The organism is Streptomyces sp. CGMCC 4.7035, assembly GCF_031583065.1.
GTDB lineage: Bacteria > Actinomycetota > Actinomycetes > Streptomycetales > Streptomycetaceae > Streptomyces > Streptomyces yaanensis.
The window spans coordinates 2,998,404-3,013,685 of sequence record NZ_CP134053.1; the positions used below are offsets into that span (position 1 = coordinate 2,998,404).

General features: G+C 71.5%; 10 protein-coding genes. 4 read left to right on the forward strand and 6 right to left on the reverse strand.

Annotation, left to right across the window (positions count from 1 at the left end):
• Window positions 1-184 precede the first annotated feature (184 nt).
• The 3 genes from Q2K21_RS12660 (at window position 185) to Q2K21_RS12670 (ending at window position 6,255) form a co-directional block, all read left to right on the forward strand.
• Window positions 185-2,581 carry an MFS transporter gene (locus Q2K21_RS12660; protein ID WP_386275965.1) on the forward strand — a complete coding sequence of 799 codons (2,397 nt, stop codon included), beginning with the start codon at window positions 185-187 and terminating at the stop codon, window positions 2,579-2,581.
• 220 nt (window positions 2,582-2,801) lie between these two features.
• The gene (locus Q2K21_RS12665) at window positions 2,802-5,291 is read left to right on the forward strand and encodes an ATP-binding SpoIIE family protein phosphatase (protein WP_310770025.1); all 2,490 of its coding nucleotides are present in this window, start codon (window positions 2,802-2,804) and stop codon (window positions 5,289-5,291) included.
• Window positions 5,292-5,517: 226 nt separating this feature from the next.
• On the forward strand, window positions 5,518-6,255 hold the full coding sequence (locus tag Q2K21_RS12670) for a class I SAM-dependent methyltransferase (RefSeq protein WP_310770027.1): 738 nt from the start codon (window positions 5,518-5,520) through the stop codon (window positions 6,253-6,255).
• 194 nt (window positions 6,256-6,449) lie between these two features.
• Here the strand turns inward: Q2K21_RS12670 and Q2K21_RS12675 are convergent, their stop codons facing one another.
• A complete protein-coding gene (locus Q2K21_RS12675; RefSeq protein ID WP_310770030.1) occupies window positions 6,450-7,457 on the reverse strand; it encodes a LacI family DNA-binding transcriptional regulator in 1,008 nt (335 codons plus the stop codon).
• Between the two features lie 133 nt (window positions 7,458-7,590).
• Between Q2K21_RS12675 and Q2K21_RS12680 the strand changes: the two genes are divergently transcribed.
• Window positions 7,591-8,745, forward strand: a complete 1,155-nt coding sequence (locus Q2K21_RS12680; RefSeq protein ID WP_310770032.1) for a Gfo/Idh/MocA family protein — start codon at window positions 7,591-7,593, stop codon at window positions 8,743-8,745.
• Window positions 8,746-9,126: 381 nt separating this feature from the next.
• Here the strand turns inward: Q2K21_RS12680 and Q2K21_RS12685 are convergent, their stop codons facing one another.
• The 5 genes from Q2K21_RS12685 to Q2K21_RS12705 all read right to left on the reverse strand — a co-directional run bounded on the left by Q2K21_RS12685 (window position 9,127) and on the right by Q2K21_RS12705 (window position 15,254).
• Complete coding sequence (locus Q2K21_RS12685) at window positions 9,127-9,927, reverse strand: GntR family transcriptional regulator (RefSeq protein WP_386275964.1); 801 nt, start codon at window positions 9,925-9,927, stop codon at window positions 9,127-9,129.
• Between the two features lie 91 nt (window positions 9,928-10,018).
• Window positions 10,019-11,512, reverse strand: a complete 1,494-nt coding sequence (locus Q2K21_RS12690) for a CoA-acylating methylmalonate-semialdehyde dehydrogenase (protein ID WP_310770036.1) — start codon at window positions 11,510-11,512, stop codon at window positions 10,019-10,021.
• A gap of 40 nt (window positions 11,513-11,552) precedes the next feature.
• On the reverse strand, window positions 11,553-13,427 hold the full coding sequence (gene iolD / locus Q2K21_RS12695; RefSeq protein WP_310770038.1) for a 3D-(3,5/4)-trihydroxycyclohexane-1,2-dione acylhydrolase (decyclizing): 1,875 nt from the start codon (window positions 13,425-13,427) through the stop codon (window positions 11,553-11,555).
• 29 nt (window positions 13,428-13,456) lie between these two features.
• Window positions 13,457-14,338 (reverse strand): 5-deoxy-glucuronate isomerase, encoded by an 882-nt coding sequence (iolB, locus tag Q2K21_RS12700; protein WP_310770040.1) that lies wholly within the window; start codon window positions 14,336-14,338, stop codon window positions 13,457-13,459.
• A gap of 37 nt (window positions 14,339-14,375) precedes the next feature.
• On the reverse strand, window positions 14,376-15,254 hold the full coding sequence (locus Q2K21_RS12705) for a Cgl0159 family (beta/alpha)8-fold protein (protein ID WP_310770042.1): 879 nt from the start codon (window positions 15,252-15,254) through the stop codon (window positions 14,376-14,378).
• Window positions 15,255-15,282: the final 28 nt, after the last annotated feature.

The window sequence follows — 15,282 nt, forward strand, 5'->3', positions numbered from 1 at the left end:
GTCCGGATGATTCTCGCGCTCACCGTTTCGAGTGGTTTCACGTACGGCCGCTGTTGTACGCCGTAGGGCTCCGACCGGCGGATACCTCCACCCGGCCCGCTTCGCCGGCGACTCGTCGCGCTTGCTCCCAGTTGTCGCGCAATGCGAGAAATGGGCGGCGCAGGCGCGACGAGGGGAGCGGTACGTGGGCGGGACGACTCCGGTGGACGTGGACATCGAGCGGGCCGTGCCGCCCGTGGTCCGGGACACGCCCCAGGAGCCGGTCGGCACCGAACGGCAGGCGGCCCTCGACCCCCGGCGGGTGCGCCTGGTCTTCGTCGGGCTCATGCTCGCGCTGCTGCTCGCCGCTCTCGACCAGATGATCGTGGCCACCGCGCTCCCGAGGATCGTCGGTGAACTGCACGGCCTGGACCGCATGTCCTGGGCCATCACCGCGTACCTGCTGACCTCCACCGTGGGACTGCCGGTCTACGGCAAGTTGGGCGACCTCTTCGGCCGCAAGGGGGTCTTCCAGTTCGCGATCGCCGTCTTCGTCGTGGGCTCCGCGCTCGCCGGACGGGCGCAGAGCATGGACCAGTTGATCGCCTTCCGCGCCCTCCAGGGTGTCGGCGCCGGCGGGCTCATGATCGGGGTTCAGGCGATCATCGCGGACATCGTCCCGCCCCGCGAACGCGGCCGCTTCATGGGCACGATCGGCGCCGCCTTCGGCCTCGCCTCTGTCGCCGGCCCCCTCCTCGGCGGGTACTTCACCGATCACCTCTCCTGGCGCTGGTGCTTCTACGTCAACGTGCCCTTCGGCCTGGTCACCCTGGCCGTTGTCACCGTCGTCCTGAAACTGCCGAGGCCCGTCGCGAAGGCCCGACTCGACGTGCTCGGCACCCTGTTGCTGGCCGCCGCCTCGACCTGCCTGGTGCTGCTGACCAGTTGGGGCGGCACCGAGTACGCCTGGGACTCGCGGGTCATCCTGGGCCTGGGCGCGGGTGCGGCCGCCGCGATCCTCCTCTTCCTGGTCGCCGAGCGGTTCGCCGCCGAACCCCTCATCCCCCTTTGGCTGTTCAGGGACTCCGTCTTCAACGTCACCGCCCTGGTCGGGTTGGTCATCGGCGTCGCACTGTTCGGTGCCGCCAGCTACCTCCCCACCTTCCTGCAGATGGTCGACGGGGCGAGCGCCACCGAGTCCGGACTGCTGATGCTGCCGATGATGGCCGGGATCGTCGGTGCCTCGATCGTCTGCGGACAACTCGTCAGCCGCACCGGCCGCTACAAGGTCCACCCGGTCCTCGGCAGTGTCCTGGCCGCCGTCGGCATGTGGCTGCTGTCCCGGCTCGACGTGGACACGCCGCGGTGGCAGTACAGCATCTGGATGGCCGTACTCGGCGCCGGCATCGGCATGGTGATGCCGGTCCTGATCCTCGCCGTGCAGAACTCCGTGCGCCCCGCCGACCTCGGCACCGCGACCAGCGCCAACAACTACTTCCGGCAGATCGGCGGCAGCGTCGGGGCCGCCGTCTTCGGCACCCTGTTCGCGAACCGGCTCTCGGACGCGCTCGCGCAACGCCTTCCCGCGCGCGCGGGCGCCCAGCTGCCCGACCCGCAGTCCATCACCCCGCAACTCGTCCACGCACTGCCCCCGGCCCTGCGCGACGCGTACATCGAGGCCTACGCCGACGCCATGCCGCGGATCTTCCTCCTCCTCGTGCCGGTGATCGTCCTCGGCCTGTTCATCGCCTTCTTCCTCAAGGAGAAACCACTGGTGTCCCACAACGCCTCCGCCGAGACCCCGCCCATGGCCCAGGTCCCGCAGGCGCGTACGCCGTACGCCGCCGGAGTGCCCGTCTGCGGCACGGTCCAGCACCCCGACGGCACCGTCGTGCCGCGTGCCGCCCTCACCCTCATCGACGTCGGGGGACGGCAGATCGGACGGGGCGCGAGCGGCGAGGACGGGCGGTACGCGCTGTCCACGCCCGGATCAGGGTCGTACGTCCTCATCGCCGCGGCCGGCGGTCACCAGCCGCAGGCGGTCTCGGTGACCGTGGCGGAGCGCGCGGTGGAGCTGGACGTCGTGCTCGGCGGCGCGGGGCGCCTGGCGGGGAGCGTGCTCACGGCCGACGGCACACCGGTGCGGGACGCCGCCGTCACGCTCACCAACGTGCACGGGGAGGTGGTCGCCAGTACGCGCAGCGGGCGGGAAGGGACATACGTCATCGGTGAGCTGGTGGCCGGCGAGTACACCCTCGCCGCCAGCGCGCCCGCCTTCCGCCCGGCGGCGCTGCCCGTCAGCGTGCAGGCCTCGCGCGAGACCCGGCAGGACGTCGAACTCGCGGGCGGCGCGGTGCTGCGCGGCACCGTGCGCGCGGGGGACGGACGGCCGGTCGAGGACGCGCGCGTGACGCTCCTCGACGCCGCGGGCAATGTCGTCGACACGCTCACCACGGGCGCCGACGGAACGTTCCGATTCGTCGACCTGTCCTCCGGTGAGTACACCGTCATCGCGGCGGGGTACCCGCCGGTGGCTACGGTGTTGCAGGTTGCCGGGGGCGGCAGGACGGAGCGGGATCTGCAGCTGGGGCATGAGGACTGAAGGGGTGGTGGGTCGGCTCGGTTCGTCGGCCGCCGGCCGTGCATGGCCGAGCGCGCCCACGCGGCGAGCCGTGCAATTTCACAGCCTCGCGCCCCTGAAGATGCGCCGGAGGCGCCCCCGGACGCAATTCGCGTAATGCCACACATCACGACCGGCCGTGGTCGTACGGTGGTTGTGGCGGTACAGATCTTGTGGAGTCGGGGGAGAGGGAGCCTGGGCCATGGACCGTGGCACCGAGACGGGCGAGCGACCCGGCCCCTTGTCGGAAGACGGCTCGATGGAACACGCCGCGGCCGGCCGCATCCCGTTGGCCGTGGTCGTGGTGGACGGCGACGGACTGGTCTCGCACTGGAGCCGGGGCGCGCGGCAGTTGTTCGGCACTCCCAGGGACGACGCGATCGGCCGGTCCGCCCTGGATCTGCTGCCCGTCTCCGGCGCCCTGCCCGAGGACGATGAGAACGGAACCTACGGAACCTACGGAACCTACGGGGCCTACGCGGCGTACGACGGACTCGGCCCCGGCCTGGAGTCCTCGCTCGACGGACGGCTGTCCTACCCGGCCGCGGGACGCGCCCGCCTCTCCGTGCCGGACCGCGACCGCGTGGACGTACTGTGGTGGGCGTACCCCCTGGTGGGTCCGGGCCCTGAGCGGCTGCTGGTGCTGGCCGCCGACGCCGGTGTGCTGCACCACCCGGACCGGAACGCGGAGGTCGAGCGCATCGCGCCCGGCTTCGCCCTGCACACCGACTTCCCCGGTGCGGAGGAACTCGCCCGCCAACTGCCCCAGATCCTGCCCAGCATGAGCGTCGGCGAGAGCGCCCGCATCGTCGCGCAGGTCCTCGAACTGGGCTATCCCATCCTGGAGTTCAGCCAGAACGACCGGGTCCCCGTCACCCCCGACTGGGGCGTGCCCCGGCGCGCGGAGCGCAAGGCGCGCCGCGCGCGGGCGGCACGTGCCGTGGCGGCCGGGCGGCCGTTGCCGGACGACCTCCAGGACGAGGGCGAGGACCTGGAGTACGCCGCGGTGCGCGAGCGCCTGGAGTTCCTCAACGAGGTCAGCGGGAAGATCGGCACATCGCTCGATCTGTCCCGCACCATCGTCGAGGTCAGCAAGGCCGTCGTGCCCCGCTTCACGGACGTGGCCGGCACGTATCTGCGTGAACAGGTCGTCGCGGGCGAGGGGTTCCCCGAGGGCGTGCCCGACACGACCACCATGTGGCACCGGGTTGCCGTCGAACACACTGACGAGCCGGGCCGCTGGGACGACGTCGTGCCCGTCGGCGAGGCCATGCCGTTCCCGGCGCACACGCCCTTCTTCCAGTGCATGACCACCGGCGAGCCCGTCCTCGTGCCGCGCATCAGTGAGGAGATGGGGCACGTCATCGCCTCCCAGTTCGACAAGCGTGACATCCGGCCCCTCATCAACCACCGCTCCATGCTGGTCGTGCCCCTGAAGGCGCGCAACGTGGTGCTCGGCTTCATGATCCTGCTGCGCCACCCGGAGCGCGCCGAATTCAACGACATGGACCGGGTCACCGGCGCCGAACTGGCCGCCCGCGCGGGCCTCGTGCTCGACAACGCGCGCATGTACACGTTCCAGGAGAACGTCGCGGAGACCCTCCAGGACAGCATGCTGCCGCATATCGCGCCCCGCATGACGGGCTGCGACATCGCCACCCGCTACCTCCCCGGCACCCTGCTCGGACGCGTTGGCGGCGACTGGTTCGACTCCGTGAAGCTTCCCGGTGCCCGCACCGCCCTGGTTGTCGGCGACGTCATGGGCCACGGCCTCAACTCAGCCGCAATGATGGGCCAGTTGCGTACGGCCGTACAGACCATGGCCGCCCTCGACCTGCCGCCGGGCCAACTGCTGCGCAACCTCGACGACCTCGCCCAGCGGCTCGGCGACACCTACCTCGCGACCTGTCTGTACGCCGTCTACGACCCGATCGCGAGCGAGCTGCACATCGCCAACGCGGGCCACATCCCGCCCGTGATCGTCCACGCCGACGACGGGCGCAGCGAACTGCTCGACCTGCCCACGGGCGCGCCGATCGGCGTCGGCGGGGTGCCGTTCGAGTCGGTACGCGTGCGGGTGGCGCCCGGCGACCGGCTGGTGATGTGCACCGACGGCCTGGTCGAGATGCGCGGCGAGGACATCGGCGTCGGCCTCGCGACGCTGTGCGAGTCCGCCGCGCACCCCGCGGCCTCCATGGACGACGCCTGCGACACGATCATCCGTGCCCTCGCTGTGACATTTTCAGAAGCGGGCCATGGCGGACGCAAGGACGACGTGGCGCTGCTGATGGCCCGGCTCAACGGCATCGAGCCCGAGGACGTCGCCGTACGGCGGTTCGCCCTCGACCCGATCGAGGTGGGTCGGGCCCGCGCCGTGGTCCGCGAACAGCTCCACGAGTGGGGGCTGAACCCGCTCGCCGACAACGCGGAGCTGATGGTCGGCGAGTTGGTCACCAACGCGGTACGGCACGCCCACAGCCGCCAGGTCGAACTGCGCCTGGTGCGCGGTGACACCCTGTTGTGCGAGGTGGACGACGACGACCACACCCTGCCCACGCTGCTCAGCACGGGGCCCGACCACGAGTTCGGCCGGGGACTGCGCGTGGTCAGCACGCTGGCCCGAGAGTGGGGGACCAGCCGTACGAGCGCCGGCAAGACGGTGTGGTTCGAACTGACGCTGCCGCGCCGCTGATACGTCATCGGTTGTCACACCGGTCCGTCACCGCACCCCGGGGCGCGAGGGGCGTGCGAGAGGCGTGCGGGCGGCGTGCGAACGGCGCACGCACCACGTTCGGGGTACGTGGCACCAAGGAGCAGTGAAGGAATGCGCCGGACGCTTGTCGCGTCGCCCCAGGCGCGATAAACCGATCTCGCCCGCCACCTCCGGCGGGTTGCGGTCGCAATCCGGGGAGTTGGGCATGAGCGTGACGAGTCGGTACAGAGAAGCCTGGGAGGGCTTCTGGCGCGAGGCCCCCGACGAACCCGGGGCCGTGCTCTGGGACGCCGGTCCGGCGCTGACCGCCGGAGTCCACCTCCCCTTGTTCGAACCGCTGTTGACGGACGCTGCCCTGCCCCTCGTGGACCTCGGCTGCGGAAACGGCACCCAGACCCGCTTCCTGGCCGACCGCTTCCCGCATGTCGTCGGCGCAGACCTGTCGTCCTCGGCCCTCGATCACGCCCGGCGCGCCGACCCCGCGGGCCGGGCCGGATACCGTCTGCTGGACGCGTCGGAGAAGAGCGAGACCGAAACGCTGCACACCGAACTCGGCGACGCCAACGTCTACATGCGGGGTGTGCTCCACCAGTGCGAGCCCGACGACCGGCAGCCGCTCGTCGACGGCATCGCGACGCTGGTGGGGGAGCGGGGCCGGGTCTTCCTCGTCGAGCTCGCCGAGGCGGCGGGACTCGTCCTGAAGGGCCTGGCCCAGAGCGCCGAGGGCCCACCGGCCAAGCTCGCCCCGATCTTCCGGCACGGCATCGCTCCCGGCGAGGTGGCGAACGCTGCGGTGCCCGAGTATCTGCGGGCGGCGGGTCTCACGGTCCTGGCGAGCGGCGAACTGCCGCTGATCACCACGGAGTACACGACCGACGGCACACGCATCGAGCTGCCGTCGAGGTGGATGGTGGCGGGCCGCCCGACCAGCCCGTCGGGCTGATAAATCAGCCCCTCCGGCGTTTGACGAGCGGGGTCCGGGGCGGAGCCCCGCAGGGGTGCAGGGGCGGAGCCCCTGGCGGGGTCGAAGGGGCGGAGCCCCTGGGGATGGGACGGGTAGGGGCGGCGGGGGCGAAAAACCCCGCAAGGCCGTGCTCGCGCCACTCTCGTGGTGCGCCGCAGCAAGGGGTCGGCCTCCTAGGCCGTCCCGCCCGGCGCCCCCGTCGTCCCCCTGACCTCCAGGGACGGCGTCGTGAGCACCAGCTCCGCGGGCCGGGCCGGGTCGGCGATGCGGTCGAGCAGGCGCTGGGCGGCGCGGCGCCCCACGTCGTGGCTGCCATTGTCCACCGTGGTGAGCCACAGGTGCCGCAGGCGTGAGAGGGAGGTGTTGTCGTAGCCGACGAGGGAGAGGTCGCGCGGCACCTGGAGCCCGAGTTCCTCGGCCGCCGACAGGGCGCCGACACACGCTATGTCGTTGAACGCGAAGAGGGCGGTGGGGCGTTCGCGGGCGCTGAGGAGGCGGACCGTGGCCCGGTAGCCGCCTTCCTCCGTCAGGTCGCCCTGTTCCACGATCGCCGTGTCCGCCAGCCCGTGCTCGCGCATCACCGTCTCGAAGCTGCGCCGCCGCAGCTCGCCGACCACTCCCTGACCGGCGATATGGGCGATACGGCGGTGGCCCAGGCCGATGAGGTGCTCGGTGGCCAGGCGGGCGCCGTGCTCGTCGTCGCCCGCGACGATGTCGACCGCTGGAAGTACCGGCTCGCGGGCCCCCGCGACGACGGTGGGAATCCGGGCGGCCGCCTCCCGCAGTGCCTCGGAGGGCGGCAGTGTGCCGACGGCGACCAGACCGTCGACCCGCAGGTCCGTGAAGGTGCGGGTGAGGTCCTCGCCGAGGCGCCGGTTGAGGTGGCCGTCGGCGAGCAGCATGTGCAGGCCAAAGTCGTGGAGCCGGGAGTTGAGGCCGTCGAGCAGTTCCACGAACCAGGGGTTGCGCATGTCGTTCAGCAGGACGCCGACCGTACGGGTGCGCCGTTCGCTGAGGCTGCGCGCCGCGGCGTTTGGCCGGTAACCCAGCTCCTCGACGGCTGCCAGCACGGCCTGTCGTTTCTCGGGGCGCACCTGGTCGGAGCCGCGCAGCACCAGGGAGACCAGTGACTTCGACACTCCGGCTCGGTCGGCCACATCGCGGATCGTCGGTGGTCTCATGTGTGGACCGTTCCATAAGTCCGGTGCCCTTGTCAAAGGAGGGGCGAAGGGATTGACAACTGCTGTAACGGGACTCAGTGTGAGCCGAGGCAGGCTCTGGACCGGTCCAAAGCAGGGGAAGGAAAGGGCAGTCATGGTGAGTACGCTCGGCGTCGCCGTCGTCGGATTCGGCTGGATGGGACGGGTGCACACGCAGGCCTATCTCCGCGTACCGCACCACTTCCCGCAGCTGTCCCTGCGGCCCGAACTGGTCGCCGTCGCCGACGAGGTGCCCGGCCGGGCCGAGGAGGCCGCCGCGCGGTACGGCTTCGCCACCGCGGCCCGGGACTGGCGCGAGATCGCCGCCGACCCCCGGGTGCGGGCGGTGAGCATCGCCGCCCCGAACTTCCTGCACCGGGAGATCGGCGTCGCCATGGCCGAGGCGGGCAAGCACATCTGGATCGAGAAGCCGGTCGGCCTGACCGCCGAGGACGCCCGCGCGGTCGCGGGTGCCGTCGCCAAGGCCGGCGTGCAGGGCACGGTCGGCTTCAACTACCGGGGCGCGCCCGCCGTCGCCGCCGCCCGCGAGCTGATCGCCTCCGGCGGGATCGGCACGGTCACCCATGTGCGGATCAGGTTGTTCAGCGACTACGCCGCCCATCCCGAGGGCGCTCTGACCTGGCGGTACGAGCGGGAGCGCGGCGGCAGCGGAGTGTTGGGCGACCTTGCCTCGCACGGTGTGGACCTGGCCCGCCACCTCCTCGGCGAGATCGAGTCGCTGGCCGCCGACACCGCCGTCTTCATCCCCGAGCGTGCCCGCCCCACCGGCGCCACCGCCGGGCACACCCGCGCGACGGGCGGCGAACCGGGCCCGGTCGAGAACGAGGACTACGTGAACTGCCTGCTGCGCTTCGCCTCCGGCGCCCGCGGCGTCCTGGAGGCCTGCCGGGTCTCGGTCGGCGAGCAGAACAACTACGGCTTCGAGGTCCACGGCACCAAGGGCGTGGTGTTCTGGGACTTCCGCCGCATGGGCGAACTCGGCGTCAGCCGGGGCACCGCGTACCAGGACCAGCCGGTGAGCACCGTGTACGTGGGCCCCGGGGACGGCGAGTACGCCGCCTTCCAGCCGGGCGCGGCCAACGCCATGGGCTACGACGACCTGAAGGTCATCGAGGCGCACAATTTCCTGCGCTCGGTCGAGGAGGGCACCGCCCACGGCGCCACCCTCGACGACGCCGTGCACACCGCCGCCGCGCTGGACGCCATGAGCCGCTCCGCCGAGCGGCGCGGGTGGGTGGACCTGACGTGAGCGCTGTCCGCGCGGAGTGATCAACACGGTCGGCGTGGGCACCGCTCCCGCGACCCTCCGAGCCGGGTGCATGCGGCGGCCGCAGACGCCGTCCCCGTGAGGCCCTGGCCCGGCGCGGGCCGGAGGTCGGGCGCAGTCGTTTACGAACCGCTCGGCGTACGAGAACGCCAATCGCACAATCCTCCAGCGTGCGGACCGTTTCGCAGCGGTCTCGCGGTCCAGGAGGGCGAGCCCCCGTCCGCTAAGGGCGGCGGCACTGTGGACACCTCGGATGGACCAGGCGAGCGCGCCCTGGCCCCGGCGGCCGCTGAACTCGCCCCGCACCGCGGGTTCGCGAGGTTGTGGTGCGCTCGCCAGGGACCTTGGGGCTCGATCGGCCGGTCAGGACCGCACCAGCAGCTGGAAGTCGAAGGCGTACCGCGAGGCGCGGTAGATGTGGGTGCCGTACTCGACCGCGCGGCCGGTGTCGTCGTACGCCGTGCGCTGCATCGTGAGCAGGGCGGCGCCCTCCGGCTCGGCCAGGCGTTGTGCCTCCTTGGCGGTGGCGCTACGGGCGCCGACGGTCTGGCGGGCGCTGTGCAGGGTGATGCCCGCGCTCCGCATCATCCGGTACAGCCCGGTCGATTCGAGCGTCCTTGTGTCGAGGTCCAGCAGCCCCACCGGGACGTAGTTGGACAGGAACGCCACCGGTTCACCGTGGGTGAGGCGCAGCCGCTCCATGTGGTGGACGTCGGCGCCCTCGGCGATGCCCAGGGCCGCCGCGACCTCGGCGGAGGCCTGTTCGACCTCGTTGCGCACCACCTGGGTCGCGGGCTTCTGCCCGGAGGCCTCCAGGTCGTCGTACAGGCTGCTGAGCTCCAGGGGGCGCTTGACCTGGCTGTGCACCACCTGGGTGCCCACCCCGCGGCGGCGGACCAGGAGGCCCTTGTCGACCAGTGACTGGATGGCCTGGCGGACCGTGGGCCGGGACAGACCGAGCCGGCCGGCGAGGTCGATCTCGTTGCCCAGCAGACTGCCCGGGCCCAGCACACCGTGCTCGATCGCCGCCTCCAGCTGCTGGGCCAGCTGATAGTAGAGCGGGACCGGGCTGCTGCGGTCGAGGGCGAAGTTCAGGGCCGCTGGGGAGGAAGTGGTCACAGGGGGAGAATATGCGTCGCGCTGCTTGACAGGAACCCTTGTCATGAGAATGTCCTGACAATCGGTCCTGATGCGGGCCTGGGACGGCCGGTGCGGGAGGACGACACATGGCCTCCCGCACCGGCCGCCGCTCGCATCAGGAGTGGCTGGGGAATCCGAGGTTGATACCGCCGTCGGCGGGGTCCGGCCAGCGCGTGGTGATCACCTTGCCCTGGGTGTAGAAGGCGATGCCGTCGTTGCCGTAGATGTGCAGGTCGCCGAAGAGCGAGTCCTTCCAGCCACCGAAGGAGTGGTAGCCGACGGGCACCGGGATCGGCACGTTGACGCCGACCATGCCCGCCTGGACCTCCAGCTGGAAGCGGCGGGCGGCGCCGCCGTCACGGGTGAAGATCGCGGTGCCGTTGCCCCAGCGGGAGCTGTTGATCAGTTTGATGGCGTCCTCGTACGTGTCGGCGCGCACCACGCACAGGACCGGGCCGAAGATCTCGTCCTTGTACGCGTCCGCCGTCACCGGCACCTTGTCCAGGAGCGATACGCCGATGAAGAAGCCGTCCTCGTGGCCCTCGACCGAGTAGCCCGTGCCGTCGACGACGACCTCCGCGCCCTGCTCCGCCGCGCTGGTCACGTACGAGGCCACCTTGTCGCGGTGCTCGCGTGTGATCAGCGGGCCCATTTCGGAGGACGGGTCGTCGCCGGGGCCGATGCGCAGGCTCTTCGCCCGTTCGGCGATCTTGGCCACCAGCTCGTCGCCCGTCCCGCCGACCGCGACCACGACCGACACGGCCATGCAGCGCTCGCCCGCCGAACCGTACGCCGCGTTGATCGCCTGGTCGGCCGCGAAGTCCAGGTCCGCGTCCGGCAGCACCAGCATGTGGTTCTTGGCGCCGCCGAGGGCCTGTACGCGCTTGTCGTGCTGCACCGCCTTCAGCTGGATGTACTTGGCGATGGGCGTCGAGCCGACGAAGGAGACCGCGGCGATGTCCGGGTGTTCGAGGAGGCGGTCGACGGCCACCTTGTCGCCCTGGACGATGTTGAACACACCGTCCGGCAGGCCCGCCTCCGACAGCAGCTCGGCGAGGCGGTACGAGGCCGACGGGTCCTTCTCACTCGGCTTGAGCACGAAGGTGTTGCCGGTCGCGATGGCGAGAGGGAACATCCACATCGGCACCATGGCGGGGAAGTTGAACGGCGTGATGCCGGCGACCACGCCCAGCGGCTGGCGGATCGAGGCGACGTCGACCCGGGTCGACACCTGGGTGGACAGCTCGCCCTTCAGCTTCTCGGAGATGCCGCAGGCCAGCTCCACGACCTCCAGACCGCGGGCGACCTCGCCGAGCGCGTCGGAGTGGACCTTGCCGTGCTCCGCGCTGATCAGTTCGGCGATCTCGTCGCGGTGCGCGTCAAGCAGCTCGCGGAACTTGAACAGGATCGCCGTCCGCTTGGCGAGCGAGGACTGGCCCCAGCTCAGAGACGCCGCCTTGGCGGTGGCGACGGCCGTGTCGACCTCGTCGACGGTGGCGAAGGCGACCTGCTTCTCCTGGGCGCCGGTGGCCGGATTGTAGACCGGACCGAAACGGCCCGAGGTGCCCTCGACGGGCTTGTCGCCGATCCAGTGGTTGACGGTCTTCATGGTGCGCGGGGACCTTTCGTGAGCGGGGAAGTCAGGGGAGTCAGAGGTGGCGTCGGCGGCCGGCCGCGTGCCGGTCGTACCTCTCGCGGGCGGTCACCGCCGCTTCGCGCGAGGCCACTTCGGCCACGGGCACGTCCCACCACGCCTCGGCACCGGGAGCGGTGGGTGTCGGGTCGGTTTCGACGTAGACGCAGGTCGGACGGTCGCAGGCGCGTGCCGCGGCGAGCGCGTCGCGCAGTTCCCCTACGGTCTTGGCGCGGATCACGTCCATGCCCAGGCTGGCGGCGTTGGCGGCCAGGTCCACCGGCAGCGGGGCCCCGGAGAAGGTGCCGTCGGCGGCGCGGTAGCGGTAGGCGGTGCCGAAGCGTTCGCCGCCGGTCTCCTCGGACAGGCCGCCGATGGAGGCGTAGCCGTGGTTCTGGATCAGCAGGAGATTGACCGGCAGGCCTTCCTGGACCGCGGTGACGATCTCCGTCGGCATCATCAGGTACGTGCCGTCGCCGACCAGCGACCACACGGGAGTGCCGGGAGCGGCCTGCTGGACGCCGATGCCGGCCGGGATCTCATAGCCCATGCAGGAGTAGCCGTACTCCAGGTGGTACTGGCGCGGCGAGCGGGCCCGCCACAGCTTGTGCAGGTCGCCGGGGAGTGAGCCGGCCGCGTTGATCACCACGTCGTCGTCGCCCACGACGGCGTCCAGGGCACCGAGGACCTGGGTCTGGGTCGGTACGGAGTTCTCGTCGTCCGCGCGGTAGGCGGCCTCCACCACCTGCTCCCAGCGCTCCTTGCCCGCCCGGTACTCGGCCTCGTACGCCTCGGCGACGCGGTGGCCGGACAGACCCTCCGTCAGCGCCTCCAGACCCGCACGCGCATCCGCCACCAGGGTGCGGGCGGCGAGCTTGTGGGCGTCGAAGGCGGTGATGTTGAGGTTGACGAAGCGGACACCGGGGTTCTGGAACAGCGTGGTGGAGGCGGTGGTGAAGTCGCTGTAGCGGGTGCCGACGCCGATGATCAGGTCGGCGGTGCGGGCGATGTCGTCGCAGACGGCGGTGCCCGTGTGGCCGATGCCGCCGAGGTCGGCGGGGTGGTCGTGGCGCAGTGAGCCCTTGCCCGCCTGGGTGGAGGCGACCGGGATGCCGGTGGCGTCGGCCAGCGCCTTGAGCGCGTCCTCGGCCTCGCTGTGGTGGACGCCGCCGCCTGCCACGATCAGCGGCCGCTCGGCGGCGCGGACGGCACGTACGGCCTCGGCGAGTTCCACCGGGTCGGGCACGGGACGGCGGACGTGCCAGACGCGCTCGGCGAAGAACTCCTGCGGCCAGTCGTACGCCTCGGCCTGCACGTCCTGCGGCATGGCGAGGGTGACCGCGCCGGTCTCGGCCGGGTCGGTCAGCACCCGCATGGCGTTCAGCGCGGACGGGATCAGCATCTCGGGGCGCGTGATCCGGTCGAAGTAGCGGGAGACCGGGCGCAGGGTGTCGTTGACGGACACGTCGGCCTCGACCGGGTGCTCCAGCTGCTGGAGCAGCGGGTCGGCCGAGCGCGTGGCGAAGTAGTCGCCGGGCAGGAGCAGTACCGGAAGGCGGTTGATGGTGGCCAGGGCGGCACCCGTGACGAGGTTCGTGGCGCCCGGGCCGATGGACGTGGTGACCGCCTGCGCCGACAGCCTGTTCAGCTGGCGCGCGTAGCCGACGGCGGCGTGCACCATGGCCTGCTCGTTGCGGCCCTGGTGGAACGGCATCGCGTCCTCGCCGGCCTCCAGGAGCGCCTGGCCGATCCCGGCGACGTTGCCGTGGCCGAAGATGCCCCAGGTGCCGGCGATCAGCCGGTGGCGTACGCCGTCGCGCTCGCTGAACTGCGCGGACAGGAACCGAACCAGCGCCTGGGCGACGGTCAGGCGACGGGTGGACTGGCTCATCGGGACCTCGGGTTCTTTCGCTGGTGCTGTCACTGGACGGGGGCGGTGTACAGGGGAAGCCGGGGATCGACCGGCTGCGCGGGCCAGGTGTCACGGATCCACGCGTGGTCCGGGTGGTCGCAGATCAGCCAGGCGCGGTCGGGGTCGGGGCCCGCCATGACGTTGAGGTAGTACATGTCGTGGCCGGGCACGGCCATGGACGGTCCGTGCCAGCCGTCCGGGATGAGCACGACGTCGCCGTCGCGCACCTCGGCAAGGACATCCGTGCCGCTGCCGTGGCCGGAGGGGGAGACCCGCTGGTACCCGAGGCCCGGCGTGCCCTCATGGGCGGCGAACTCGAAGTAGTAGATCTCCTCCAGCTCCGACTCCTCGCCGGGCCGGTGCTCGTCATGCTTGTGCGGCGGGAAGGAGGACCAGTTGCCGCCCGGCGTGATCACCTCGACGGCGATGAGCTTGTCGCATTCGAAGGCGGTTGCGGCGCCGAAGTTGTTGACCTGCCGGGAACAGTTGCCGGTGCCCCGCAGCTCGACCGGCATGGACGAGGCGGGCCCGTAGCGGGCGGGCAGCCGGCGCTCGCAGCGGGCGCCGGTGAGCGCGAAGCGGCCGCCGTCGCGGGACGCGATCGAGACCTGGGCGTCGCGCGGCACGTACGCGAAGTCGCTGACGCCGCTGAAGACGCTCTCGCGCCCGTGCAGCCGGAACGTGTCGCCGCCGACGGCGACGGTGCAGGAACCCGACAGGGGGAGCACGATCCACTCGCTGTCGCCGGTGTCGAAGGAGTGCCAGCCGCCGGACGGCAGTTCGAGCACGCGGAGGCTGGAGTAGCCCCAGCCGGCCGACTCGGGGGTGACGTCGACCGCGTAGGCGTCGGTGGCGGCCTTGCCCGCGGGAAGGTGATGCGTGGTGGTCATGATGCCCTTCTTGGCAGAGGACCTCTGGGAAGCGGTGTCACAGCAGGCCGACCGCGGTGTCCACCGCGGTCTCCACACTGCCCTCGGCGGGATACAGCAGGGACCGGCCCACGACCATGCCCTGGACGGTGGGCAGGCGCAGCGCCTTGCGCCACTTCTCGTACGCGCCCTCCTGGTCCTTGCCGACCTCGCCGCCCAGCAGCACGGCGGGCAGTGTGGACGCCTCCAGCGCCTCGGCCATGTCGTCGACGTCCTCGGTGACCGGGAGCTTGAGCCAGGTGTAGGCGGAGGTGCCGCCGAGGCCCGAGGCGATGGCGATGGACCGGGTGACGGCCTCCGCGCTCAGGTCGTTGCGCACTCTGCCGTCGACGCGGCGCGATATGAACGGTTCGATGAACAGCGGCAGCCTGCGCGCGGCCATGTCGTCGACGGCCCGGGCCGTGGACTCCAGGGTCGTCAGGGAGCCAGGGTCGTCGTAGTCGATGCGCAGCAGCAGCTTTCCGGCGTCGAAGCGGAGCCGTTCGATGTCCTCGGCGCGGTGGCCGGTGAAGCGGTCGTCCATCTCGAAGGACGCGCCGGCGAGGCCGCCGCGGTTCATGGAGCCCATGACGACCTTGTCGTCCAGAACGCCGAGGAGCAGCAGGTCCTCCAGGATGTCGGCGGTGGCGAGCACCCCGTCCACACCGGGCCGGGACAGCGCGACGCACACGCGTTCCAGGAGGTCGGCGCGGTTCGCCATGGCCAGGTGGCGGTCGCCGACGCCGAGGGCGCCCCGGGCCGGGTGGTCGGCGGCCACGATCATGAGGCGGCCGCTGTCGCCGATCAGCGGGCGGCGGACACGGCGGGCGGCCGCTTCGGCGATGGCCTCCGGGTGCCGGGCGCGCACCGCGGCGAGGTCGGGGATGCTGATGCTCAAGACAGGCTCCGTTCAGGGGGAGGCGGCG